At 70.2% G+C, this 24677-nt stretch carries 25 protein-coding genes; 14 read left to right on the top strand and 11 right to left on the bottom strand.

The window, feature by feature from the left end; genetic code table 11:
* The gene (locus tag BKA15_RS19235; protein ID WP_179753437.1) at positions 1 to 2562 is read left to right on the top strand and encodes a PEP/pyruvate-binding domain-containing protein; all 2562 of its coding nucleotides are present in this window, start codon (positions 1 to 3) and stop codon (positions 2560 to 2562) included.
* A 10-nt stretch (positions 2563 to 2572) separates the two neighbouring features.
* Here BKA15_RS19235 and BKA15_RS19240 read toward each other — a convergent pair whose 3' ends face one another.
* Positions 2573 to 2926 (bottom strand): VOC family protein, encoded by a 354-nt coding sequence (locus BKA15_RS19240; protein WP_179753439.1) that lies wholly within the window; start codon positions 2924 to 2926, stop codon positions 2573 to 2575.
* Positions 2927 to 2998: 72 nt separating this feature from the next.
* Here BKA15_RS19240 and BKA15_RS19245 point away from each other — a divergent pair, with 72 nt between their 5' ends.
* From BKA15_RS19245 to BKA15_RS19255, 3 genes are all read left to right on the top strand, one after another.
* Positions 2999 to 3589 (top strand): DNA-3-methyladenine glycosylase, encoded by a 591-nt coding sequence (locus BKA15_RS19245; protein WP_179753441.1) that lies wholly within the window; start codon positions 2999 to 3001, stop codon positions 3587 to 3589.
* A gap of 222 nt (positions 3590 to 3811) precedes the next feature.
* A complete protein-coding gene (locus tag BKA15_RS19250; RefSeq protein WP_179753443.1) occupies positions 3812 to 4873 on the top strand; it encodes a VldE C-terminal domain-containing protein in 1062 nt (353 codons plus the stop codon).
* A gap of 101 nt (positions 4874 to 4974) precedes the next feature.
* Positions 4975 to 5439, top strand: a complete 465-nt coding sequence (locus tag BKA15_RS19255) for a hypothetical protein (protein ID WP_179753445.1) — start codon at positions 4975 to 4977, stop codon at positions 5437 to 5439.
* Between the two features lie 591 nt (positions 5440 to 6030).
* Here the strand turns inward: BKA15_RS19255 and BKA15_RS19260 are convergent.
* Positions 6031 to 6375: a VOC family protein gene (locus tag BKA15_RS19260; RefSeq protein ID WP_179753447.1), complete on the bottom strand. Its 345-nt coding sequence runs from the start codon at positions 6373 to 6375 to the stop codon at positions 6031 to 6033.
* Between the two features lie 57 nt (positions 6376 to 6432).
* Here BKA15_RS19260 and BKA15_RS19265 point away from each other — a divergent pair, with 57 nt between their 5' ends.
* Positions 6433 to 6891: a MarR family winged helix-turn-helix transcriptional regulator gene (locus BKA15_RS19265; protein ID WP_179753449.1), complete on the top strand. Its 459-nt coding sequence runs from the start codon at positions 6433 to 6435 to the stop codon at positions 6889 to 6891.
* 823 nt (positions 6892 to 7714) lie between these two features.
* On the opposite strand, the gene BKA15_RS19270 is transcribed toward BKA15_RS19265, so the two are convergent.
* Positions 7715 to 8863 (bottom strand): serine hydrolase domain-containing protein, encoded by a 1149-nt coding sequence (locus BKA15_RS19270; protein ID WP_179753451.1) that lies wholly within the window; start codon positions 8861 to 8863, stop codon positions 7715 to 7717.
* Between the two features lie 11 nt (positions 8864 to 8874).
* On the bottom strand, positions 8875 to 9375 hold the full coding sequence (locus tag BKA15_RS19275) for an SRPBCC family protein (RefSeq protein ID WP_179753452.1): 501 nt from the start codon (positions 9373 to 9375) through the stop codon (positions 8875 to 8877).
* Positions 9376 to 9512: 137 nt separating this feature from the next.
* Between BKA15_RS19275 and BKA15_RS19280 the strand changes: the two genes are divergently transcribed.
* The gene (locus BKA15_RS19280; RefSeq protein ID WP_179753454.1) at positions 9513 to 9668 is read left to right on the top strand and encodes a hypothetical protein; all 156 of its coding nucleotides are present in this window, start codon (positions 9513 to 9515) and stop codon (positions 9666 to 9668) included.
* Between the two features lie 69 nt (positions 9669 to 9737).
* Here BKA15_RS19280 and BKA15_RS19285 read toward each other — a convergent pair whose 3' ends face one another.
* The 3 genes from BKA15_RS19285 to BKA15_RS19295 are packed head-to-tail and all read right to left on the bottom strand — an operon-like array spanning position 9738 to position 13517.
* Complete coding sequence (locus BKA15_RS19285) at positions 9738 to 10508, bottom strand: M50 family metallopeptidase (RefSeq protein ID WP_246322380.1); 771 nt, start codon at positions 10506 to 10508, stop codon at positions 9738 to 9740.
* A gap of 3 nt (positions 10509 to 10511) precedes the next feature.
* A complete protein-coding gene (locus BKA15_RS19290) occupies positions 10512 to 12050 on the bottom strand; it encodes a deoxyguanosinetriphosphate triphosphohydrolase family protein (RefSeq protein WP_179753456.1) in 1539 nt (512 codons plus the stop codon).
* Between the two features lie 57 nt (positions 12051 to 12107).
* Positions 12108 to 13517 carry an MFS transporter gene (locus BKA15_RS19295; protein ID WP_218871477.1) on the bottom strand — a complete coding sequence of 470 codons (1410 nt, stop codon included), beginning with the start codon at positions 13515 to 13517 and terminating at the stop codon, positions 12108 to 12110.
* A 214-nt stretch (positions 13518 to 13731) separates the two neighbouring features.
* Here BKA15_RS19295 and BKA15_RS19300 point away from each other — a divergent pair, with 214 nt between their 5' ends.
* Genes BKA15_RS19300 through pgi form a run of 4 tightly spaced genes read left to right on the top strand, consistent with a single transcriptional unit; the run spans position 13732 to position 17830 of the window.
* The gene (locus BKA15_RS19300) at positions 13732 to 14337 is read left to right on the top strand and encodes a hypothetical protein (protein WP_246322381.1); all 606 of its coding nucleotides are present in this window, start codon (positions 13732 to 13734) and stop codon (positions 14335 to 14337) included.
* Entirely contained in the window at positions 14334 to 15512 is a 1179-nt protein-coding gene (locus BKA15_RS36915) for a sensor histidine kinase (protein ID WP_179753458.1), read from the top strand. The genes BKA15_RS19300 and BKA15_RS36915 overlap by 4 nt, the downstream gene beginning before the upstream one ends.
* Entirely contained in the window at positions 15509 to 16117 is a 609-nt protein-coding gene (locus tag BKA15_RS19310) for a response regulator transcription factor (RefSeq protein WP_179753460.1), read from the top strand. The genes BKA15_RS36915 and BKA15_RS19310 overlap by 4 nt, the downstream gene beginning before the upstream one ends.
* Before the next feature lie 36 nt (positions 16118 to 16153).
* Complete coding sequence (pgi, locus tag BKA15_RS19315) at positions 16154 to 17830, top strand: glucose-6-phosphate isomerase (protein WP_179753462.1); 1677 nt, start codon at positions 16154 to 16156, stop codon at positions 17828 to 17830.
* 571 nt (positions 17831 to 18401) lie between these two features.
* On the opposite strand, the gene abmR is transcribed toward pgi, so the two are convergent.
* Together abmR and BKA15_RS19325 are read right to left on the bottom strand one after the other, a co-directional pair.
* Positions 18402 to 19145: an ATP-binding transcription factor AbmR gene (gene abmR, locus BKA15_RS19320; protein WP_281385297.1), complete on the bottom strand. Its 744-nt coding sequence runs from the start codon at positions 19143 to 19145 to the stop codon at positions 18402 to 18404.
* 162 nt (positions 19146 to 19307) lie between these two features.
* Entirely contained in the window at positions 19308 to 19955 is a 648-nt protein-coding gene (locus tag BKA15_RS19325; RefSeq protein ID WP_218871478.1) for a SanA/YdcF family protein, read from the bottom strand.
* A 28-nt stretch (positions 19956 to 19983) separates the two neighbouring features.
* Here BKA15_RS19325 and BKA15_RS19330 point away from each other — a divergent pair, with 28 nt between their 5' ends.
* The 3 genes from BKA15_RS19330 (at position 19984) to BKA15_RS19340 (ending at position 21664) form a co-directional block, all read left to right on the top strand.
* Positions 19984 to 20766, top strand: a complete 783-nt coding sequence (locus tag BKA15_RS19330; protein ID WP_179753466.1) for an Fpg/Nei family DNA glycosylase — start codon at positions 19984 to 19986, stop codon at positions 20764 to 20766.
* A 20-nt stretch (positions 20767 to 20786) separates the two neighbouring features.
* Complete coding sequence (locus BKA15_RS34940) at positions 20787 to 21065, top strand: excisionase family DNA-binding protein (protein WP_218871479.1); 279 nt, start codon at positions 20787 to 20789, stop codon at positions 21063 to 21065.
* An 86-nt stretch (positions 21066 to 21151) separates the two neighbouring features.
* Positions 21152 to 21664 carry a PIN domain-containing protein gene (locus BKA15_RS19340; RefSeq protein WP_218871480.1) on the top strand — a complete coding sequence of 171 codons (513 nt, stop codon included), beginning with the start codon at positions 21152 to 21154 and terminating at the stop codon, positions 21662 to 21664.
* A 22-nt stretch (positions 21665 to 21686) separates the two neighbouring features.
* On the opposite strand, the gene BKA15_RS19345 is transcribed toward BKA15_RS19340, so the two are convergent.
* Together BKA15_RS19345 and BKA15_RS19350 are read right to left on the bottom strand one after the other, a co-directional pair.
* Entirely contained in the window at positions 21687 to 22097 is a 411-nt protein-coding gene (locus BKA15_RS19345) for a VOC family protein (RefSeq protein WP_179753468.1), read from the bottom strand.
* 4 nt (positions 22098 to 22101) lie between these two features.
* On the bottom strand, positions 22102 to 24018 hold the full coding sequence (locus BKA15_RS19350) for a glycogen debranching N-terminal domain-containing protein (protein ID WP_179753470.1): 1917 nt from the start codon (positions 24016 to 24018) through the stop codon (positions 22102 to 22104).
* Positions 24019 to 24137: 119 nt separating this feature from the next.
* Here BKA15_RS19350 and BKA15_RS19355 point away from each other — a divergent pair, with 119 nt between their 5' ends.
* The gene (locus BKA15_RS19355; RefSeq protein ID WP_179753472.1) at positions 24138 to 24662 is read left to right on the top strand and encodes a GNAT family N-acetyltransferase; all 525 of its coding nucleotides are present in this window, start codon (positions 24138 to 24140) and stop codon (positions 24660 to 24662) included.
* Positions 24663 to 24677: the final 15 nt, after the last annotated feature.

Raw genomic sequence — 24677 nt, forward strand, 5'->3', positions numbered from 1 at the left:
ATGATCTTCGTACGCGAGCTCGCCGATCCCGGTGCCGGGCTGGCCGACGTCGGCGGCAAGGGCGCCTCACTGGCCGCCATGATCGGCGCCGGTTTCGACGTCCCGGACGGCTTCCAGGTTGTCACCGACGCCTACCGCGCCTTCGTCGACGATCATGAACTGCGCGGCCCGATCGACGCGGCGCTGGCCCGGGTCGAACCCGGCGATCCGGCGAGCACCGCCGCCGCGTCGGCCGAGATCATCGGCCTGTTCCGGTCGTACCCGGTGCCGGCGGCGGTCGCGACCTCGATCGAGAAGGCGTACGCCGACTTGGGGGCACCGCCGGTGGCGGTCCGTTCGTCCGCCACCGCCGAGGACCTGGAGTCGGCGTCGTTCGCCGGTCAGCAGGACAGCTTCCTCAACATCCGCGGGCCGGAGCCGTTGCTGGCCGCGGTCCGGGACTGCTGGGCCTCGCTGTGGACCGACCGGGCGATCGCCTACCGAGTCCGGCAGGGCATCGACCATGATCAGGTCGCGCTCGCCGTCGTCGTGCAGCGGCTGGTCGAGGCCGACGCCTCGGGCGTGCTGTTCACCGTGGACCCGGTCACCGGAGCCGCCGACCAGATCGTGATCAACGCGGCCTGGGGACTCGGCGAGGCGGTGGTCAGCGGTGCCGTCACGCCGGACGTCTACCGGGTCCGGCGTGGAGACCGTACGGTGATCGAGGCGACCGTCGCCTACAAGACGATCATGACCGTGCTGACCGAGGGCGGCACCGAGGAACGCCCGGTCCCGGCCGACCTTCGGACCGCGCCCGCGCTGACCACCGAACAGGCGGTCTCCCTTGCGGAGTTGGGAATCCGGCTGGCCGACTGGTCCGGCTCCGAACGCGACGTTGAATGGTGCCGGACCGGCGACCGGCTGCAGATCTTGCAGTCCCGGCCGGTGACCGCGGTCGCCGCCGAGCCCGTGCCGGCGAGCGGACCGGACCCGTGGAACGACGCCCGGTTCAGTGATCATCTGTGGGCCAACACCAACGTCGGCGAGGCGATCCCGGATGTGCTCACGCCGGCCTCCTGGTCGGCGGTGCAGTTGTTCATGGCCGGGACGATGCCGACGGCGAGCATCCCGGGCTACCTCGGCTACGGACGGATCGCCGGCCGGATCTATCTCGACCTGTCGATGCAGGCCAGCCTGCTCGGCGCGGTCGGCGTCGGCGAGGCCAGGTTCCGGTCCATGATCGGCACGGTGTTCGGCCGGATCCCGGAGGACCTGCCGATCCCGAAGGCGGCCATCGGCCGGTGGCGGGCGATCCGGTCGTTGCTGCCGATCGTGATCTGGATGCGGATCCTGGTCCGCCGGAACGCCCCGAAGATCGATCAGTACGTCGCCGAACACCCCGCGCTTTGCGAACGGCGCCGGGCCGAGATCGCCGGGATCGAGGACCCGAGCATGCTGGCCGCGCTGTGGACCGACACCCTCCGGCCGGAACTCGACCGGGCCAGCGAGATGCTCACCGCCGCGACCCGCAGCACCGGCATGGGGCCGATCACGACGCCGGAGAAGTTGGCCGCCCTGGTCGGCGAGGCGGAGGCGGCCAAGATCACCTCCGGGCTCGGCGCCAGCGCCGGCCAGCTGGCCAGCCTCGGTCTGGTGGCCGGCCTTGATCAACTGGCCCGCGGCGAGCTCGACGTCGAGACCTTCAACCGGCGTTACGCCCACCGCGGGCCGCACGAGTTCGAACTGTCCAGCCCGCGGCCGGCCGAGGACCCACACTGGATCGAGCAGCGGCTCGCCGAGCAGGGCGACGGGCCGGACTTCGCCACCATGATCACCCGGCAGCAGGAACAGCAACGCGAGGCGTGGGACCGGCTGGCCGCCGCACACCCGAAGCAGGCCACCCGGCTGCGCCCGCTGTTGGCGCGCTGGGCCAAGATGAGCCGGGACCGGGAGCAGACCCGCAGCGAGGTGGTCCGCTACTTCTGGGTGATCCGCGACTTCGTCCGGCGGGCCGGCGAGCTGCTCGGGATCGGCGACGACGCGTACTTCCTCGACCTGGACGAACTGATCGCCGCCCTGCGCTGCGCGCCGGTGGACGCGACGTTGATCATGGAGCGGCGGGACGCGTACGAGCACTACCGGGCGCTGCCCGCCCCGCCGAGTTTGATCTTGGGCCCGTTCGACCCGTACCGCTGGGCCGCGCAGCCGAACCGGCGGACCGACCTGTGGGCGCCCGGCCGGGCCGATGATCACGAGACCGGCGCGAAGATCACGGGCTTCGCCGGCGCCGGCGGATCCGTCGAGGGCGTCGCCCGGGTGATCATCGACCCGGCCGAAGGTGACCGTCTGCAGCCGGGCGAGATCCTCGTCACGTCGATCACCAATGTTGGCTGGACTCCCTTGTTTCCCAGGGCTTCCGCGGTCGTCACCGACATCGGCGCACCGCTCTCCCACGCCGCGATCGTGGCCCGCGAGCTCGGCATCCCGGCCGTCGTCGGCACCGGTACGGCCACCATGCGGATCAGCTCCGGGGACCGGATCCGGGTGGACGGGTCGGCCGGGACGGTCGAACTGCTGACGTGATCGTGAGGGGTTAAGCGAGCGGGCGCGAGAAGTCGAAGGTGACGCCCGGGACGCCCTCGACCTCGACGACCGCAGACCGCTCGCCGTACCCCATGTCGACCGGGCCGCGGAGGATCCGCGCGCCGCGGCTGACGGCAGCCGCGGCATCGGCGTCGACATCTTCGGTGGCCAGGTGGACGACCAGGTGGGCGGTGGTGGCGCCGGGTTCGCCGGGCACGTTGATCCAGATTGGGATGCCGGACGGGGGCAACACCGAGGCGAACCTGCCGAAGTCGCTCTCGATCGTCCAGCCGAAGACGTCGCTGAGCGCGCGGACCGCGCGCGAGGGATCGTCCATGATCAGCGTCATTGCACGGATGGCCATGGGTCAGACCTTAGTCCCTGACGACCTGACTACCATCATGATCATGATCCGACTCCGGGAGCGCCGCCGCCGATGATCGATCTTGCCCGCCCGGTGGCGCAGGTGGCGCCCCGGCTGCTCAACGCGGTGCTGCGGAACGGTGACGTCGCGGTCCGGCTCACCGAGGTGGAGGCGTACGACGGCGGGAACGATCCCGCCTCGCACGCATACCGCGGACTGACGCAGCGGAACGCGATCATGTTCGGCCCGCCCGGATTCCTCTACGTCTACTTCTCCTACGGCGTGCACTGGGCCGCGAACGTCGTCTGCGGCCCCGACGGGCAGTCGGCCGCGGTGCTGCTCCGGGCCGGCGAAGTGATCGACGGGATCGAGCTGGCCCGGAGCCGGCGGCTGTCGGCGAGGAAGGATCGTGATCTTGCTCGCGGCCCGGGCCGGCTCACCCAGGCGCTCGGCCTGACCGGTGAGCATCGAGGTGCCGACCTGTTCGGCGACGGGCCGGTCAGCCTCACGCTCGCGACCCGGCCGGCCCGCGGCGTGGCGCAGGGCCCGCGGGTGGGCGTCTCGGTCGCCGCGGACCGGCCGTGGCGGTTCTGGCTCGACGGTGATCCCAGCGTGTCGCCATACCGCAGAAGCCCCCGCGCTCCCGTACCGGAAAGGTCCTGAAAGGCCTGGTCCGGAGGACTTCCTGCAGGTTTTTTGCGGCCACGTTTGCCGAATCCGGCACCCGTGTGGTTAGACTGCCAGCGTTTGGTAACGGTTTGATAAACGCAGGAGGCAGATTTCGTGGTACGACCCCGCCGCGCGGCGCGACCGCCCATGATCGTCCGGATCGCCCGCATCGGGATTCCGGCCGTGGCTGCGGTAGCCCTGGCGACGGGGGTTGCTGTGGCGTATTGGCCCCAACAAGAGTCAGTCACTGCGGAGCCACCAATCCCCTCGTCAGCGACACCGCTGACCGATTCCCGCGAGGACCGGCCGGATCGGAGCACCGACCGCCCGTCGACACCGCCCACCACCGCTGACAAGGCCGCCAAGGAGAAGGCGGCCAAGGAGAAGGCGGCCAAGGAAAAGGCCGCCAAGCAGAAGGCCGCCGACAAGAAGGCGGCTGAAGAGCAGGCCGCCAAGGACAAGGCGGCCAAGGAGAAGGCCGAGCAGGAAGCCGCTGAGAAGAAGGCCCAGGAGAAGGAATCGGACGGCGACTCCGAGGGAGCGGGGTCGCAGAAGTCCGGTGACGGGTCCGAGAAATCGGGCAAGTCTGGGGACTCGGAGGAGAAGTCGGGGGACTCGGGATCCGAGGATGCGTACCGGGCGCCGACTGACTGGGAGGAAGTCGGCGACCGGTACGTGACCACGGCCCTCAACCTCCGCCTCGAGCCGTCGCCCGAGGGCAAGATCCTCAAGGTTCTGCCGGAGGGTGAGAAGGTCACCGCGACCTCGACCGAGGAGCGCGACTACACCCTCGTCATCTACTCGGGCGAGCCGCGCTGGCTGGCCACCGAGTACCTGTCCAAGACGAAGCCGGAGCCGCGTGAGGACGACGGCGGCGACTCGTCGGGCGATGACGGGTTCTCCTCGGAGCCCTGCCCGAGCGGATCCGGAGTCGAGGACGGCCTGACCAAGGACGCGATCCGGGTGCACCGCGCGATCTGCCACAGGTTCCCGTCCATCACCGACTACGGCGGCGTCCGGGCTGCTGCGTACGGCTACCACGGCTCCGGCCGGGCGCTCGACGCGATGGTGGACGGCGATCTCGGCTGGGAGGTGGCCCGCTGGGTCCGCGCGAACGCCAAGGAGCTGGGTGTGATGGAAGTGATCTACTCCCAGAAGATCTGGACGGTCCAGCGCAGCAGCGAAGGTTGGCGTTCGATGGAGGATCGCGGCTCGGCGACCGCGAACCACTACGACCACGTGCACGTCTCCGTGTACGGCAACGAAGGCACCGGATAATCCAACGCCTGAGGATCTGCCCGGCCGGAACATGTCCGGCCGGGCAGAGCCATGTCTGAACTTCCTTGTGTGTTAGCTCACACCGTGCCTACAGTTCAACTGTGGGCTGGCTGGTGCTCGGATACCTGGTGTTCGCCGGCCTGCTGTGCGGACTGGCGGCCCTCTGGTGGGCCGGTTCCCGGTGGCGCCGTCGCCGACGGCTCCAAGCTTCCGAGGCGGACCTGTTGGACCGAGTCGCCGAAGCCGTAAGACAGCGGGCCGAGCATCACCGCAACGTGTCCGCACTCCGGCACCAGTGCGGCATCCCGATCGAACGCCTGGCCGCCGACCTACGTCGGCTGCGCCGGATCGTCGCTGCCGATGCCGGCTCGTCGGCGGCCCACCAGCTCGGCAACCGCCTCGCCTACGACCGGCTGCTGGTCCAGTGCTGCGCCATGCTCGGCATCGAACACGAGCTGGACAGCGGCCTGGCCGGCCACGCCCGCGACATCGAGCGCCTCCGCGTCGAGGCCGAACTCGAACGCGCCGGCGTCGTCCTCTCCACCGGCTACGGCCGAGCCGCCTGACAAACCCGCCGACCAGTCACAAAAGCAGGTGTTTTTGCGGCGTGTCGCTGCGTTGGTGACCGGTCGGCAGGGATGGCGCGGCCGGGAGTCGCGCCGTGGTGGAGGGAGTGGTGCGAAGGGAGTCCGCCCGGCAGGATCGGGCTGATGCTTGTCGGATTGCCTACGCGAAGGTCGGGCGGGGACTCCTCCGGGCGACGATCAGACCGGCCCAGGTTGACAGGGCGGTCAGGTCGCCGGGCAGGGCGCGGTCGGGCGGCCGGTCGCCAGCGCGATCCCGGCGTCGGTCGAGGCCGCTGGCTGCCGGTCGCGCGGCGATGCCCTCCGCACGCCGGTGAGCTGGCCCGGCTGCTCGGCCGGGACCGCTCCGATGGCTCGAGCTGATGGTCGGGCGGCCCGGCGTTCTCGCGGGGTCGGTCGGGACCGATGGTGGTGCGGGCCCGGACTCGTCGCGGCCGGGCTGATGGTGGGGGCCTCGCGTTGTCGCGGGTGCGCGGTGAAGCCCGCGTTGTCGCGAACATCTCTCGCTCTGGGCAGAACCCGCGCGATTCGGCCGGATGGGCCCACAGCGGGGACGTTCGCGACGCCTGTCGGTCAGTCCGCGGGGACGGGATCCTGGAACAGGCTGAACTCCACGCCCTGGTCGTCGGTGCAGTGGGCGAACGCGCCGGAGGGGATCGTCACCGGGTCCTGGGCGGTGCCGCCGAGCTCACGTACTCGGGCGAGGGCGGTCTCGAGGTCGTCGACGGCGAAGTAGATCCGCGGGTGTCGCGACGCGTCGTCGTGCGGGGCGCCGCCCATCGGCTCGGGGCCGTCGATCATCGAGTAGCCCGGGAAGTTGCCCCCCTTGAATTTCCAGTCGAACAGCGTGCCCCAGAAGCGTTCCGTGGCGGCGATGTCGCGGCTCGGTACCTCGAAGTACGTGACGTTCCCGTTCATGATCTTCCTTTCGGCGATGTCAGTGTGCTGACATCGAGGCTATGTCAGACTACTGACATGGCGCAAGAGATGGTCGGAGACCTCGGGCTGTCGGTCGGGTACGTGCTCAAGCAGGTGCATGCGTCCCTGCGCACGGCGATGGACGAGGCGCTGCGGCCGCTGGACCTGACGGTTCCGCAATACGCCTGCCTCGAGCTGCTCGGCCGGCGTCCGGGACTCTCCAACTCCGAACTGGCCCGCGGTGCGTTCGTCACCCGCCAGTCGATGAACCTCGTGGTCCGCCGGCTCCAAGATCACGGACTGCTCACCAGGCCCGATCAGGCACCCCACGGCCGGAGCCGGCCGACCGAGCTCACGCCCGACGGCCGGGCGCTGTTGCGGAGGGCGAGCGTCGCGGTCCGTGCTGTCGAGAAGCAGGTCTTCTCGCCCCTGTCGCCCGAGCGGCAACGCCGACTCCGCGAAGACCTCGCCGCCTGCGTGACCGCCGCACCCCGGCCATCCGGACTGGAGGCCTGACCGTCCGGGCAGAGTTGGGCCTGCGCCCGGCGTCAAGTGAGCTTGTTGCGGATTCGGCACGGTCGTGCGACCCCGCGGAGGTCTTTTGGTGCGGTGACGTCGTCGAGCGGACGCCCTGACCGGCGAATCCGGCCCGAATGGAGGTCAACGCGTCCGCTGAGTGAAGGGGGAGTGGCGCGGCGCGCAGCTTGCTGTTGCTCAACGGGTTGTGGCACAAAATTGCACTTTGCTGCGGCTCGAGGGCCGAGAGATCGGTGACCCAGTGCAGCGAAGTGCAGAACCGTGCCATTCGCCGGCCCGCTGGATGGCGTCCACCCCACAACCCGACCCGCTGTGGATTTCCGCCGCGACTGACCGGCTGAAACTCACTCCGGTCGTGTGCATCGAGTAGTCGTGTGCATCGAGTAAGGGCAGGGCCGCAAGATCGTCGGCGATCGCGCCTACGGATGGAATTCTGCAACGCGCTGAGGTGGCGCAGGAATTGCACCCGACGGCTGAGGTGCCGGGTCTGATCTTGGAGCGGTCGCGGAAGCGTGAATCGTTGGCGGACACGGGGTCAGGAGGCGTGCCGGCCGGTTCGGGCGGACCGGGAACGGTCCGGGGGCTAGCGGTACGAGGCTCGTGAGCAGATCGGGCTGATCCTCGGGTCGGCCGCGGATGTCGGTGCCCGGGCACGGCGGGGGATCGGCCGGCGATGCGGGATGGCGGACGCAGCGGGACGCGGCGGTGCGGCCGGTTCGCTACGTGGTCGCGGGGGGGGGGCATGAGACTGGCCGCGTGGGCCGGGAGTCGGTGCCCGTCCCCCGCTTGCGCAACCCCCGCGTCAGGCCGGAGGCCCGAGGAGGTCGGCGACCTGGTCGGAGACCTGGCTGCGGAACGGGTTCAGCTCGGACCACTCCCGGGACGGGTGCACCCGGTTGGTCAGCAGCACCAGCACAAGGTCTCGGGACGGGTCGATGGTGATCGACGTCCCGGTGTAGCCGGTGTGCCCGATCGCCGCGGTCTCGGCGAGCCGCCCCATGAAGCCGGTCTGGCCGATCCGGAAGCCCAACCCCTGCTGGAAGTCGGGGTTCAGGCCGTCCGGGAGTTGCGGCCTGGCCATCTCGGCCAGGGTCTCCGATCGGAGGCCGAGGGCCGAGCCGTCGCCGGCGAGCCCGGTCAGCACGGCGCGGCCGAACGTGAGCAGGTCGGCGGCCGTACCGAAGATTCCGGCGTTCCCGGCGATCCCGCCGAGGGAGGCGGCGTTCTCGTCGTGCACGATGCCGCGGTGGTCCTGGGCCGGTTCGTCCGGCCCGGCCGGCGGCAGGTCCGCAGACCAGGCGATCGGCCGCATCTCGGTCGCCGCGATCCGCTCCCGGGGAATCCCGGCGGCCAACGGCCGATAGCCGGTCTCGATCAGCCCGAGCGGCCGGCAGATCCGGTTGATCACCGCGTGCGCGAGGTCGATGCCGGTGATCGCCTGGTAGAGCAGGCCGAGGTTGAGATAGCCGACGCACGAGTAGCGGAAGACCGTGCCCGGCGGTGATTCCAGGGGAGCCTCGAGGACCGCGCGGACCCGGGCGTCGGGGTCGGGCTCGTGCCACAGCCCGAGTACGGCAGCGAGACCACTCGTGTGCGTCAGCAACTGCCGTACGGTCACCGAGGAACGCTCCCGGTCCGACCACGCCTCGAGGTAGTCCGCGACCGGCGCGTCCAGCTCCACCTGGTCCTGGTCCACCAGTTGCATGATCAAGATCGCGGTGAACAGCTTGGTCAGCGAGGCCAAGTCGAAGACGGTGTCGGTCGCCAGTGGCGTCCGCTGCTCTTCCGGCACCCGGGCGCCGTCCAGAGCCGCATAGCGGTACGCGTCGCCGACCATGATCACGTCGCGTTCCCCGCCATGATCGACGGCGCACACCGCACCGGGGAACAGGGGTCGGGGATGGGCCGCGAGCCCGCTGCGGAGCAACCGTGCCAACGGTTCGGTGTCCATGACGCTCGACCCTATCCCGACCCGGACCGGGCTGCCGCGAGCACCTCGGGATCGCTGCACCCGTTGGCGAAACCGGCGATCCGGCGGCGGATGTCCCGGCCGAGCAGCCAGCTGCCGAGCCGCTCCAGCACCGGCCGCGCCCAGGCCGGCCGGCAACTGAAGGTGTACTTCCAGGTGGCCACCGTGCCGCCCTCGCCGTCCGGTACGAAGCGCCAGCCGCCGCCGAACGTCTCGAAGAACCAGGGCCCGCGTTCCATGGTCATGCCGACGTTGCCGGTGTCCCGGCCCGGCGCCGGCGGGGCGTACGAGCCGTACCTGCTGATCATGGAAAGTCCGTGCCGGGACCGGGTGAAGGTACGAACGCCGCGGCCGGCCGTGGTGGCACCGTCGAGGAAGTGCTGGCGCCGGATGAACGGGTCCCAGCGGAGCCTGGTCGGCCCGGTGGTCTGGGACACCGCGAAGGCGGTCGCGGGGTCGACCGCGACCCGAACCCGGGCTTCCACCTGCGGCATCCGACACCTCCCAGCCGTGTGGGCGAGATCATAGCTGCCGGCTTCGGATCGGCTTGCCGGGCGAGGTAAGATTAATTCGAAATCGAAAGTTTCGACGCCGAAGCTGCCACTCACCAACCCCTGTGAAAGGACCACGCATGTCACGCCTCGCGAAGGCTCTTCGAAGCCGCCGTGAGATCGTTCGGACCCGCCGCGAGATCACCCGCGCCATCAGCAACGCCGCCACTCCGGCGATGCGCGATGAGCTGATCATGGTCGCGCAGCGTCACGGCGTCTTCAGCCCGCACCGCTGATCGAACTTCCCTTCCTCCCCAGAAAGGGACTCCCGGCTCCGGCCGGGAGTCCTTTGTTTTACAGGCGATTCAGCCGGCCAGTGCCATCAGCCGCTGAATCAGGCCCGGCAGTAGGAAGCTGATCCCGAGGACCAGTCCGGCGACGTTGGCGACCAGGAACAGCAGCGACCAGGCCAGCGCCGGCAGCCGAGTCAGCCCGGCCAACTGGGCGGCGTCCGAACCGGCGGTCTGCGGATGGTTCCGGTGCCGGATCAGTTCGATCACCGGCTTCGGCGCGGCGATCAGCAGAATCCAGGTGATCAAGTACGCGACCCCGGACTGGACCGTCGGCGGCGCGTACCAACTGATCGCCACCAGGCCGGCGCCGACTCCGAGAATCACCAGCAGCCCGTAGAAGTTCCGGATCTGCACCAGCAGTAGCGCGAGCAAGATCAACAACAGCCAGAGCAGGCCGACGCTGCGGCCGGCGGCGAGCAGCAGCGCCGCGCCGATGCCCACCACGGCCGGCCCGAGATAGCCGGCCGCGAGCATGATGATCATGCCCGGCCCGTCCGGCCTGCCGCTGGACAGCGTCACGCCGGACGTGTCCGAGTGCAGCCGGATGCCGTGCAGGCGGCGCCCGGTCAGCAGCGCCGCGACGCCGTGCGCGCCCTCGTGGGTGATCGTGATCAACAGCCGGGTGGCCGGCCAGACCGGCCGGAGCAGCACGGCCAGCGCGGCGATCGCGGCGATGACCAGGATCACCTCGCTCGGCGGCGCCGGCTGCACCGACACCGCCCGGTTGATGATCTCCCGCAACACCGTCCCGGCGGCCCGGGCGAACTCCTGCAGCGAATCCAAGGGTCAGACCGCCCCGCTCCACAGGATGCTGTTGCCGCCGGAGAGCCGGGACGAGAACGCGACCGCCTGCTCGTCGGTCAGTCCGCTCACGTAGTCGATGATGCCGCGGCCCCGCCCCATCCGGGCCAGCTCGCCGTCGCCGGTCCGCCCGCCCAGCCAGTCCGGGCGCTCCTCCGCCATCCTCCGGTACGCCAGCGTCGCCACCCGGACCAGATCGAGCAATCGCCGCGGCGCCCGGCCGGCGTCCAGCCGGTCCGACAGCCAGTCGTCCAGGGCGGCCACCAGCCGGGACAGGATCTCGGCCTGGCCGCGCTGGAACATCGCGAGATCCGGCCGCTCCAGGATGAAGTAGGCGTGCACGAACTTGAGCACCTGGACCCGGTGCCAGGCCTCCGGGGTCGGCTCGACCCAGCCGGCCCTGATCTTCGGAGCCGGATCCAGCCGGGCGGCCGCGATGAACTCGTCGATCCAGCGCCCGGTGAAGCCCGAGATGGTCCGGTCTGCCGCCATCGACCCGTCGTACGGCCGGTCCAGCACCCCGTCGACGAACTCGTCGCCGACCCGGGCCACCGCCCCCGCGAAGAGCTCCTCGTCGAAGATCCAGCCGTCCCGGTCCCGCAACCGGCGCCGCAGCCGCTCAAGTCCGGCGCCGGGCTTGCGGTCCAGTTGCTGCACGGCTTCGGATTCCAGGCCGGCCAGCGTCTTCCGGTCGGCCGCCCAGGCCCGGAACTCGGCCGACACGGGCGAGAACTGGAGCACTCCGGACCGGTGGAAATCCTCCAGGTCGTGCAGTGAGTAGGCGATGTCGTCGGCCAGATCCATCACCGAACACTCGACGGTCTGCCGGCCCGGCCCGAGCATCGGAAAGGCGGCCCGCGCCGCGATCAACTCGGGCAGGTCGATCACGTACGCCGAGAACTTCGCCGACCCCGGACCGTCGATCCCGACCCGGGCCCCGCGCGGCGTCTCCGGCCAGCCGCTCGGATGCGGATCCGGTACGTCGAGCCGACCCCACGGATACTTCAGCACGGCCGCCCGCACCGCCGCGGTCAGGTTCAGCCCCTCCTCGCCCGGGCCGCGGACCTCGAGCTCGGTGATGATCCGGTACGTCTGCGCGTTGCCCTCGAAGCCGTCGTGCAGGCCGAACCGCTGCCGGGCCAGCCGGTCCAGCACCCGCTCGCCCAGATGCCCGAACGGCGGATGGCCGAGATCGTGCGCACTGGCCGCCGCCTGGACCACGACCTGATCCAGCCCGCCCAGCTCCCGCAGAAGTTCCGCCGGCTCGCTCCGGACCAGCCGCTCGGCCAGCGCCCGGGCGACCGCGGTGACCTTGATCGTGTGGGTCAGCCGGTTGTGCACGACGCCCGCCGTCGCAGCCGAGGCGACCACCTGGGTCACCTCGGCCAGCCGGGAGAACGACGGCGCGAAGCGGATCCGCTCTAGATCCGTCCGGTACGGCGACGTGCCCGTCGGCGCGCCGTCCCGGACGGGCTGCTCGGCCTGCTCGGCGCGCGCCCGGGCCTGCCGGCTGTCCGTACCCATGATGGGGAATCTACTGGGACGCCGAACCCCGCAGCGCCAGCGGCCCGGATCGGATGGTCAGGCTCGCCGGCCGGCGAACCCGAGGGCGGCGGTGACCAGCGCGAGCGCGGCCACAATGCCGATGAACAGGAAGGCCAGGTGGAACCCGGCCAACCCGGAACCGGCCACCAGCACGGTCGACACGGCGGCGACGCCGGCCGCACCGCCGACCTCGCGCATCGTCTCGACCAGCCCGGACGCCAGCCCCGAGTCCTTCTCGGAGACCCCGGCCAGCGCGCCGACCTGCAAGGCCGGAACACACAACCCGAAGCCGATTCCGGCGGCCAGGAACGACGGCAGCAGGTCGGTCCAGTAGCTGCCCGTCGCGGGCACCCGGCCCAGCCAGAACGCTCCGGCGGCGAACAGCCCGAGCCCGACGACGAGCAGCGGCCGGACCCCGACCAGGGCCGTCAGCCGGCCGCCGATCATGGCCACCGGGAAGATCGTCGCCGTGGTGGCCAGCCAGGCCAGGCCGGTCAGCTGCGGCGAGTAGCCGAGCACCTGCTGCATCAGCAGCGAGGCGATGAAGATGAACGACAGGAAGGCGCAGGTGGTCAGGAACGCCGCCGCGTTGGCCACCACGAGGGTCCGGTTCCGCCAGGTCGACGGCGGCACCAGCGGGTTGGCGCTGCGGCGTTCGATCCGTACGAAGACGATCAACAACGCCACGGCCGCGGCGGCCAGCGCCAGGGTCGACCAGGTCAGCCAGCCGTGACTGGCGCCGTGGTGCAGCGCGTACACGAGGAGCAGCAGGCCGCCGGTGACCGTCGTCGCGCCGGCCGTGTCGAGCCGGGCGGTCCGGCGGGTGACCCGGTCGGAGGCGAGGAAGACGGCGGCCAGCGTGATCATCAAGATCCCCGCCGGTACGTTGATCAAGAAGCCCCAGCGCCACCCCGGACCGCCGGTGAGCAGTCCGCTGGCCACCACCCCGACGGAGCCGGAGACGCCGCCGACGGCTCCGAAAATGCCGAGCGCGCGATTGCGCTCACGTCCCTCGGCGTAGCTGACCGCGAGCAGGGACAGCGCGGTCGGAGCGATCAGCGCGGCGCCGAAGCCTTGGACCGCCCGGGCCGCGATCAGCTGCCAGGCCTCGGCGGCGAGACCGGCCAGCAGCGATGAGACGGTGAAGACGGCGAGGCCCGCGATGAAGACCCGCTTCCGGCCCAACTGGTCGCCCAGCCGCCCGCCGAACAGCAGGAAGCCGCCGAGCAGCAGCCCGTAGGCGACGATCACCCACTGCACGGCGCCCTGGCCGACGCCGAGATCTCGCTGGATCGACGGCAGCGCGACGTTGACGATCGCCATGTCCAGGCCGACCATCGCGTCGGCCGCGCAGGCCAGCCCCAGCACGAGGCCGGCTGCGGCGCGCTTCGGCCTGGCCGTCGCGACGCTCGCGGCGGGTTCGGTCTGGATTGCGGTGCTGGACATCGGATTCTCCCTCCGTGAAGCCTTCTTTGCCCCACCGACGAAGGTCCCGGTCGCCAGATCGACACCGCCGCCGAGAAAGGCCGGGCGAATCCGCGAGCACGGCGGCGACTACGTCGGGAAACGTAGTGACGGGCGGCGGGCCTGCGCCGGATGTTGAGCCGACGGCCGTTGCTCGACCGACGACAGCGGCGGCCCGCTCGGCGAGGATTTCGGAATGACAGAAGTCACTGGCCTGGCCGACCGGCCTCCGGGCAGGGTTGGCGTCAGCGAGGAGGGCGACGAGATGGCGACCACGACGAAGAGCGCCGGGTCACCGATCCGGCTGCGGCTCAAGGCTCCGGTACGCAAGCTCGTGCTGTTGCTGCACATCATGTCCGCCGGGATCTGGATCGGGCTGGACGTGGCGATGGCCTTCGCGGTCTTCACCGGACTGACCACCGACGACCCGCAGCTGGCCGCGGCACTGTTCCAGGCTCTGGAGACGATCACCGTCATGCCGCTGCTCTGCGCCGGCCTGGTCTGCTTGATCACCGGCGTGCTCCTCGGCTGGGGTTCGCGGTACGGCATCGTCCGCTACTGGTGGGTGTTGATCAAGCTCGTGCTGAACCTGATCTTGACCGCGCTGGTGCCGTTGTCGCTGATGAGCGGAGTGCAGGAGCTCGGCGCGTACGGGCGGTTGCTGGCCGCCGATCCGACCGCGACGGCGGACCTGAGCAACATCATCTACCCGCCGATCGTCTCGCCCACCGCGCTGACCATCGCGATGGTGCTGGCGGTCTTCAAGCCGTGGGGCCGGATCCGGAAGCGGCGCTCGGCGTGATCAACGGAGCGGACCTGCGCTCACTGCCACGGCTGTTCTACCGGCACTGGTGGCAGGTGCTGACGCCGCTCAGCCTGATCATGCTCGGCTATCCGATCCGGAACGCGGTCGAGGCCGGGCCGGCGCTGCCGACGTCCATGATCAGCTTCGCGGGTGCGGTGTTGTTCGCGGCCGGCTTCACGTACCTGATGTGCTGGCTGCGGCCCGCTCCGCTGCTGGTCGGCCCGCCGGCCGCGGCCGGCCTGTGGCTGCGCCGCGGCTTGATCATCGCTCTGGCCGTGCTGTTGATCATGCTGGCCCAGGTCACCGGTCCGGCCTGGCTCTCGCTGTTCTTCCATGTCGGTATGGCCGTCGGGGTGATGCTGCCGGTCCGCGAGGCGTATCTCGGCGTGGCCGTGCTGGTCGTCGTCCTGCTCGTGCTGGGCTGGCCGTACGGGCTGTCGTTCCTGGGGTTGCCGGTCGGGTTGCTCGGCCTGTGGGGTGCCGCGACGATCGGCCAGACCGCGAATCTGGCCGAGTTGATCATGGCCCGGCGACGGCTGGCCGAGCTGGCGGTGGCCGAGGAGCGGCTGCGGTTCGCCCGCGACCTGCACGACCTGCTCGGCCACAGCCTCTCCTTGATCAGCCTGAAGACGGAGCTGGGCGAGCGGTTGATCGACGCCGATCCGGTACGGGCTCGCACGGAGATTGCCGACGCGCACGCGGTGGCCCGGCGCTCCCTGCGCGAGGTCCGCGAGGCGGTCGGCGGCTATCGCCGCCCGGTCCTCACCACCGAGCTCGACGGGGCCCGGGAACTGCTCGAATCGGCCGGCATCGAGACCGTGATCGATGATCAACTCGACGGCGACCCGATCCGGCACGACGCGGTGCTGGCCTGGGCCGTCCGGGAAGCGGTGACGAACGTGGTCCGGCACAGCGGCGCCGGTCGGTGCCGGATCGAGCTCCGGCGGTCCGGCCGGCTGATCTGCCTGGTCGTCGACGACGACGGCCGCGGGCCGGCCCGGACCCTGCCGAGCCAGGCCGGTCCGGGCAGTGGCCTGGCCGGACCGGGTAGCGGGCTGGCCGGGCTGGCGGAGCGGGTGCACCAAGCCGACGGCGCGACCCTGACCATCGAGGATCTCGGACCCGGCTTCCGGCTCCGGGTCACTGTGCCGGCCGAACCGGAGGTTCCATGATCATCAAGGTGCTGATCGCCGAGGACCAGGCGATGGTGCGCGGGGCGTTGTCCGCGCTGCTCTCGCTGGAGGGCGACATCGAGATCGTCGCGGAGGCGTCCCGCGGCGACGAGGTGCTGCCGGCCGCCCTGGCGGGCCGGCCGGATGTCGCGCTGCTGGACATCGAGATGCCCGGCACGGACGGGATCAGCGCGGCCGCCGAGTTGACCCGGCAGCTGCCCGGGACCAAGATCATCATGCTGACCACGTTCGGCCGGACCGGCTATCTGCGGCGGGCGATGGCGGCCGGCGCGGTCGGCTTCCTGCTCAAGGACGCGCCGGCGTCCGAGCTGGCCGAGGCGGTCCGGCAGGCCGCCGCGGGCGAGCGGGTGATCGACCCCGACCTCGCGATCACGGCGGTCCGCGACGGCGAGAACCCCTTGACCGAAAGGGAACGGGACGTGCTCCGGGCTGCCTCCGACGGCGCCTCGATCAGCGCCGTCGCGGACCGGCTGCACCTGTCGCCGGGCACCGTACGCAACTACCTGTCCAACGCGATCCGCAAGCTCGGCACCAGCAACCGGGTGGAGGCGGCCCGCCGTGCGGAGGTCAAGGGCTGGCTCTGATCCCGGCCCGGATCCGCCCCTGGCAGGATGGCCTCCATGAGCGCACCGGTGGACCCGACTCGAACCGAGGCCTGGCGGACCCTGTCCGGGCTGGCCGACTCGCTGCGACCCGACCTGCGGGCCTGGTTCGCCGACGATCCCAGCCGGGCCGAGCGGCTGACCTTCGAAGCGGCCGAGCTGCGGGCCGACCTGTCCAAGAACCTGATCACCGACGAGGTGCTGGCGGCACTGGTTGACCTGGCCGGCGAGGTCGGCTTGCCCGACCGGATCGCGGCGATGTTCGCCGGCAAGCACATCAACGTCACCGAGGACCGGGCCGTGCTGCATACGGCGCTCCGGGCCCCGGAGGGCGAGCGGCTGGCGGTGGACGGCCACGAGGTCGTCGAGCAGGTGCACGCCGAACTGGCCAAGGTGTATGCCTTCGCCGACCGGGTCCGCAGCGGCGAGTGGACCGGCGTCACCGGCAAGCCGATCAGTACGGTGATCAACATCGGCATCGGCGGTTCCGATCTTGGTCCGGTGATGGCGTACGAAGCTCTGAAGCCGTACGTCAAGGAGGGCCTGGAGGCCCGCTTCATCTCCAACATCGACCCGACCGACCTGGCCACGAAGACCGCCGGCCTGGACCCGGAGACGACGCTGTTCATCGTGTCCTCGAAGACGTTCGGGACCTTGGAGACGCTGACCAACGCGCGGCTGGCCCGGGCCTGGCTGCTGGACAGCCTGCGCGCCGCCGGCGTGATCGACGCCGGAGATGATCAAGCCAAGACGGCGGTGGCGAAGCATTTCGTCGCGGTCTCCACCGCGCTGGACAAGGTGGCCGCGTTCGGCATCGATCCGGCCAACGCGTTCGGGTTCTGGGACTGGGTCGGCGGCCGCTACTCGGTCGACTCCGCGATCGGGACCTCGCTCGCGGTCGCGATCGGCCCGGAGCGGTTCGCCGAGTTCCTGGCCGGCTTCCGGGCCGTCGATGATCATTTCCGGACCGCCGAACCGACCCGGAACCTGCCGATCCTGCTCGGCCTGCTCAACGTCTGGTACGGCAACTTCCTCGGCGCCGCGACCCACGCCGTGCTGCCGTACGCGCAATATCTGCACCGGTTCCCGGCCTACCTGCAGCAGCTGACCATGGAGTCCAACGGCAAGGGCGTCCGCTACGACGGGTCGCCGGTCACCACCGAGACCGGCGAGGTGTTCTGGGGCGAGCCGGGCACCAACGGCCAGCACGCGTTCTACCAGCTGATCCACCAGGGCACCCGGCTGATCCCGACCGACTTCATCGCGTTCGCCAACCCGGCGCACCCGCTGCGGGACGGCGACACCGACGTGCACGAGTTGTTCCTGGCCAACTTCTTCGCCCAGACCGCGGCCTTGGCCTTCGGCAAGACGGCCGACGAGGTCAGGGAGGAGGGAACACCCGAGCCGATCGTGCCGGCTCGGGTGTTCTCCGGTAATCGTCCGTCGACCTCGATCATGGCCCCGGCGCTCACGCCGGCCGTGCTCGGCCAGCTGATCGCGCTCTATGAGCACCTGACCTTCGTCCAGGGTGCGATCTGGGGCATCGACAGCTTCGATCAGTGGGGCGTCGAGCTGGGCAAGCAACTGGCTTTGCAGCTCGCGCCCGCGGTCGCCGGCGACGAGGCCGCGCTGGCCGCCCAGGACTCCTCCACCCGCTCCCTGATCACCTACTACCGCACCCAAAGAACCCGCTGACCAGTCACAAAAGCAGGCGTTTCTGCGGCGTGTCGCTGCAGAACTGACCGGTCGATCAGAAGTTCGGTGGTCGGAAGGGTTATCGGTTCGGGTCGGCGGGAGTGCCATCGGTTCGGTTCGGGTTGACCCGAGTCGGCCGGGCAGGGCCTTGGCCTCGATCCGTGAATGGCCCGCCGACTGCGCGCCCCCCCATACCCGCTCGCTACGGCCCCTCGACCGGTGCCGGGCTCACTCCGAGCGGACCCAAATGGCTGTTCCGGGAATCCGTGCCCTTTGGGTCATCCACTCAATGTCCAGCCGATGCTCACCGCAACGGTGGCCGATCCACGGATTCTGTGGTTAGGGCCGGGAGGGCGGTCCGGTAAGGGAGCCGTGTAGGGCCGGGTCGTGTCATTCGGGCCCGGGAGTTCGGGTCGGGCCCTTCGGCCCGGGCCGGCGGGCTCGGAGTCCGAGTTCGGCCAGCACCCGCAACAGCAGTGGTACGGCCTCCGGTGCGCTGGATCGTCCCGGCTCGGGTCGCAGCGCGACCCGCGAGCCGGGGATCCACAGGGCGGGCCCGACCAGCCCTCGGTCAGTCGTCGGAATCGTCGTCCCGGTCGAGCTTCGGGCCCGTGGCGCGGAGCTTGTCGACCTCGGCCATGGCGTCGCGCAGTCCGGACAACCAGGACTCGGTGTGTTCGCCGACCAGCTTCACCGCCCAGGCCAGCGCCTCGGACCGGGACCGGGCGACGCCCGCGTCGACCAGGGTGTCCAGGACCTGCCGCTCGGGCTGCCGGAGCCGGGTCATCACCGGAACGGAGATGTGCGTGAACAGCGTGCGTACGTCCCCGAGTTCGGCGCCCCAGGACACCTTCCGCCGGTACCGGGCCTGAGCCTCGTCGGCGATCTGCATCCGGGTGCTGCGGGTGTCGGCGCGGAACCGGCTGATCCGGCCCTCCGCCGCCGCGGTGTCGTCGGTGGTGTCGTCGGGCAGCGTGCCGATGACGAGGATCTCCTCGCGGTCGACGCTGACCTCGACGTCGGAGAACCAGCCGTCGGGAAGTCGTCCCTCGAACCAGGCCTGAGCGTCGTCGGCCAGCGGCAGGTCAACGTTCTGCCAGCCGCCCGGGCGGCCGAAGCCACGTCCGCCACGACGTTCGTGGCGGCGACGTTCGCGGGGGTCGTCCTCGGTCCCCTCGGCGGTCGGATCTTCAGGTTCGCCGCGGCGGCGTCCCCGCCCGCGGCCTTCGCCGGCACCACGCCGGCGGTCGTCTCGTAGTCCGGGGCGCCCGCGGCGTTCCCGCGTGCCCTCGTCCCATGGTGAGTGCCAGGTCATCTGACTCTCCTTTCGCGTTACTTGATTACAGCATTACACGCTTGCAGGCGCGCGTCAATCCTGGTAGGGGGGCCTCGTCGGTTTTTCACGTAACGTGAAAAACTGGCGCCTTACCAGAGATGCTTCTCGCGTAAAGCGCCAAGAAGGTTGGTGGAGTGGGACTCAGGTGGCTGGTGTGGCGGGGTCGCGGCGGCTGATCAGGTCACCGGCCGCCTTCAGGTACGCGAGCTGTTCGCGCACGGAGCCGATCAGCCAGGGACGCCGGTGCCGGCGGACGGACCGGTCGCCGACGCCGTGGGCGACCAGCCCGAGGTGGCGGGCGATGCCGACCGCGCGGGCCAGGTGGTAGGTCTGAGTGACGATGATCAACTCGCGGCAGCCGTACAAGGTCTTGGCGCGGAGGCACGAGTCGTAGGTGTCCAGCCCGGCCCGGTCGGCCATGATCACGTCCTCCGGGACACCGGCGTCGGTCAGGTAGTTGATCATGGCGGCCGGCTCGTCGTACTCCGGGCGGAGGCCGTCGCCGGACACCAGCAGGCGCTCCACCTTGCCCAGTTCGAAGAGCCGCCGGCCGAGGTCCAGCCGGGCCGACAGGAACGAGGACGGGTGCCCGTCGGGGTGCACCTTGGCGCCGAGGATCATCGCGACCGGTGCCGCCGGTACGTCCTCGAGCGTGTGCACGTGGCCGACGGCGGCGCCGCGGACGTACCCGATCGAGGCGAGCAGTCCCAGCCCTCCCAACACCGCGCCGCCGGTCACGAGTCGGCCGAGGTTGTCGAGCAGGGGTGCCGGGCTGTTCACGCGTCCCACCCTAGGAGGGTGGGCCACAATGGGCGGCATGCCCGAAGGCGACACGGTCTGGCTGGCCTGCCGGCGGCTGCACGCCGCCCTGGCCGGCCGCCCGCTGGTCCGTGCCGAACTCCGGGTACCGACCCTGGCGACCGCCGACCTGGTCGGGCGTACGGTGCGCGAGGTGGTGTCCCGGGGCAAGCACCAGCTGTTCCGGTTCGACGACGGGCGGACCCTGCACAGCCATTTCCGGATGGACGGCACCTGGCGCATCTTCCCGAGCGGGCGACCGGTCCGGGGCGGTCCGGCGCACGAGATCCGGGCCCTGCTGGCCAACGCCGACCAGGTTGCCGTCGGCTACCGGCTGCCGGTGCTGGACCTGTTGCCGACCGCCGACGAGGACCTGGTCATCGGTCACCTCGGCCCAGACCTGCTCGGCCCGGACTGGGACCTCGACGAAGCGGTACGCAGATTCGGCGCAGACCCCGACCGGGCGATCGGCGAGGCGCTGCTCGACCAGCGCAACCTGGCCGGCCTTGGCACCTTCTACCGGGCCGAGATCTGTTTCCTGCAAGGGATCCATCCACGCCGCCCCGTCGCCGAGGTGCCGAACCTGCGCCGCCTGGTCGACCGGGCTCACCGGTTGATCATGGCCAATCGAGAGCGCCCCGAGCAGACCAGCACCGGTGATCTTCGCGCGGGCGCCCGCAGTTATGTGTACGGCCGCGCCGGCGAATCGTGCCGCCGCTGCCGGACCATGATCATGAGTGAGGAGTTCGGCCCGGACGGCCAGGAGCGGCGCAGCTACTGGTGCCCGACCTGCCAGCCCTGATCAAGGTGGCTTGAGCGATCGTGTTGCGCCTTGCCCGCGAACTGGTGGAGAAGACACCACGGACCTCGACGCTCAGCGCGCATACTCCGGGGCGGCGGAGCGTGCCGGCGGATCTGTTGGGCCTGTCTCGTCCCACGCTCGTCAAAATGATCAAGGCAGGAGAGATCAAGGCTCACATGGTCGGCAGTCATCGACGGCTCAAGCTGGCCGATGTTCTGGACTTCCAGCGGGACCGCCTGGAGCAACAGCAGATCGCGTTCGACAGATTGCGTGAACTGGAGCGGACGATTGCGGAGTGAACCAGCCTTCTCCGATGGTGGTCACGCGGGTGCTTGCGGATGCCAACGTGCTCTAGTCCAGGACACTGCGAGATTGGCTCATCCTGTTGGAGTTGCGCTCCAAGGGTGGACTCTTCAAGAACTACTGGACTGAGGACATCCTCGCGGAGGTCGTCACCAACCTCCGCGAGGACCATCCCTCTTGGGATGGCGGGCAGATCACCGCGATCCGAGACGGCATCACCGGCGCGATGTCAGGCGGACGCGTGGCCGACTTCGTCATCGACGGGAGTTATCCCGGTCCCGATCCGAAGGACCAGCACGTGCACGCGGCCGCCATGGCCTGTGAAGCCAGTTATCTGATGACGGTCGACGGCGGGTTCCGATCGTCAACGATCGAGCTTGATGATCTGCCGTACGAGGTCTACAAGCCAGATGACTTCTTCGTTTTCGTCGATGACTCCTGGCCGTACATCGTGCGGAGGGTGACGGCGGAACAGGACAAGTACTGGAGCGCTATCCCGGGCTCGAAGTCCTTGGCGCAAGCGCTACGTGACGTGGGTTGCCCGAGTTTCGCCGTAAGGGTCTTGCAGCATCTATGTCAGCTGCCTGCGGCGTAACCCCCGATCTGGTGCCTCGAAGTCAGCCTTGATCATCTTCGAAGCACTCCCAGGCGATGTTGTCCGGGTCCCGGAACGAAACCAGTCGCGGTCCGAGCTCATCGTGCCGTGCTCCCTCGGTGTCGATGCCGTGGCTGCGGAGCCGCTCGACCAGCGGCTCGAGCAGCTCGCCCGGCATTGACAGCGAGACATGATCCAGTCCGATCCGGCGCTCACTGAATCGGTCGTCGGCAGCGGTGCCGGGAAGCGGCCGGACCAGCACGATCCTGGTTCCGTCCGGCAGCCGCAGCCGCAGCTTCCCCGGATAGTCCGGTTCGGGCGGGAAGTCCTGATCGATCTCCAGGCCGAGCACCTCGCCGTAGAACCAGCGTGCGCGATCAAGATCACGGACCCGGAGGGTCAGGTGATGGATGCCGCTGAACCCGAGTCCCATGTCGTCAGGGCAGGGCGCCGAGGGCTTGAGCGACAGTGACGGCGGCTGCGGCGGACCAGGCCTGGGGGCGGCAGGCGGCGGGGTACGGGACCGGGCGGCCTTCGCCGGACCAGAGTTCCGGGAGCCGTTGCTCGAAGAGGACCGAGGCTCGGAGCAGGCCCTCGATCAGGCCGGTCGCGTGCTCGGCCTGGCCGGAGCGGACCAGGCCGTTGATCACGATCGCGGTGTCGTGCGGCCAGACCGAGCCGCAGTGGTAGCTGAGCGGCGAGTAGCCGCCGTCCTTGATCGACATCGTGCGCAGGCCCAGTCCGGAGTCGAGTTCCGGGGTGGCGATCATGCGGGCCACCTGGCGTTCCTCGTCGGAGTCCAAGATGCCGGTGCCGAGCAGGTGGCCGATGTTGCTGGTCAGCGAATCCACGCGACGCTTCGACCCGTCCAGGGCCAGCGCCGGGTAGCGCTCACCGTCCCGCTCGCACCAGAGGGCGCCGCGGAACCGGTCGGCGAGAGCGGCTGCCCAGCTGCGGAAACGATGAGCGCCGTCGAGACCCAGGAGGTCCAGCAGTTCGGCGCCCTTGATCGCGGCCTCGTACGCGTAGCCCTGCACCTCGGACAGGGCCACCGGCCCGTCGGCCTGGCTGCCGTCGCTGAACCGCACCGCGTCGCCGGAGTCCTTCCAGCCCTGGTTGGCCAGCCCGCGACCGCTGGCGTCGATGTATTCCAAGAACCCGTCGCCGTCGGCGTCACCGAAGTCGATCATCCAGGACAACGCGCCGGTCAGCGCCGGCGCGAGGGCGGTCAGTTCCTGCTCCGGAACCCCGCCGGCCCGCCAGGTGTCGTGCAGCAGGCAGACCCAGAGCGGCGTCGCGTCGATCGTCCCGTAGTAGCGCGGCGGCAGCCAGCTGTCCCCGTAACCCTGGGTGGCCCGGCGCAGCTCGTGGATGATCTTGCCCGGCTGCTCGCCGGTTTCCGGATCGTCCTTGCTGCCCTGCAGCCCGGCGAGGGTACGCAACGTACCCAGGGCGGGGCGATGATCAACGGGCAGCAGCAGCCGGGCGGTCCACAGGCTGTCCCGGCCGAACAAGGTGAGATACCAGGGCGCCCCGGCCGCGAAGAAGGCGTCCGGCGGCGAGTCGGGCAACGCCATCCGCAGGGCGTCCAGGTCGGTCAACGCCAGCTCCAGCCAGCGACCCAGCCGCGGTTCAGGGCGGGTGGCCAGTCGTTCCCCGGCGGCCCGTACGTGATCATGAACGGCGAGCCCGGCGCTGCCCGCCGCGATGATCACCGGCTGTTGATCAGTGATCTCGGCTCGCCAGGCGCAGGTCACCGATCCGCGCGCCGGCACCGTGATCGGCCACTCGATGATCATGGTGCGGTGGTCGTCGGTTCGCCGCAGCCGGGCGTCGTCGGCGGTGATCGTGGTCGAGGTCCGTACGTCGGCCCAGGTCACCGACCCGCCGTCGGGCTCCGGCAGCTCGATCGGCTCCACCGGAGTCCCGGACCGGATGGCGTCCATGCCCGCCTGGTCGGCCGCCAGCCGAAGCCGTACCAGACATTCCACCGGATCCTCGAGGACCGACGACACGGTGATCCGTTCGGTCACGGTGCCGGGTGCGACGGTGCGCTCCCGGTCGAGCCGGAGCACCGGGTCCGGGCTCGGCGCCACGCTCAGCTCGCGGAGCAGCGCGGTGAACGTCGCCGCGGTCCCGGAACCGAGGCGGGCGATCGACTCGCCGGCGCTCTCGCCACCGTCCGGCGCCACCACCGTCACCGTCGCCTCACTGATCACCCGGCAGTCTGCGTGCAGCACGCCATGCGCGGTCCGGGCGTCGGCCCGGATGGCCCCGTCGGCACCGGACAGCACCTGGGTCGGAGCGGCGACCAAGATCAGGACGTCGTGCAGCAACGGATGCAGTCGACTCATGTGTCGAGGCTATCTCCTACACTGGGCGCGAGTCCGAGAGACGCTGCAGCGAGGAGACCCGCCACGCTCGGACCGACCGGATGATCAGTCAAGGGCGTCTTCCACGAGAGGAGACGCAGATGGATGATCAACGAGTGATCGACTACGCCGCCCCGACGGCGGACCAGCACGACGCGCTGCGGGCGATGGCCCGCCGCTGCTTCGCGGACACGTTCGCCCGGCACTACGATCCGGAGCCGTTCGGTGCCTTCCTGGAAACCACTTACGGCCCGGACGGCGGCATGGCGCGCGACCTCCAGGACCCGGAACTACGGTGGTTCGTCGCGGTCGGCGACGCCGGCCCGATCGGGTACGCGAAGCTGACCCCGCTCCGGGCTCCGGCCGAAGCTCCGCTGCCGGGCGCTCTGGAACTGCAGCAGCTGTACGTACTCAAGGAATGGCACGGCACCGGCGTCGCCGATCGGCTGATGGAGTGGGCGTTGGCCGCCGCTGCCGAGGCACCGGAGGTCTATCTGACCGTCTTCGACCACAACGAGCGGGCGAAGCGCTTCTACCGGCGCTATGGCTTCACTGAGGTCGGCCGGTGCACCTTCATGCTCGGCGACCGGGTCGACGACGACCGGATCTGGTGCCGGCGACCATGATCAGCCGCCGGCACT

It is taken from the genome of Microlunatus parietis (genome assembly GCF_013407955.1).
In the GTDB taxonomy this organism is placed as follows: Bacteria; Actinomycetota; Actinomycetes; order Propionibacteriales; family Propionibacteriaceae; genus Microlunatus; species Microlunatus parietis.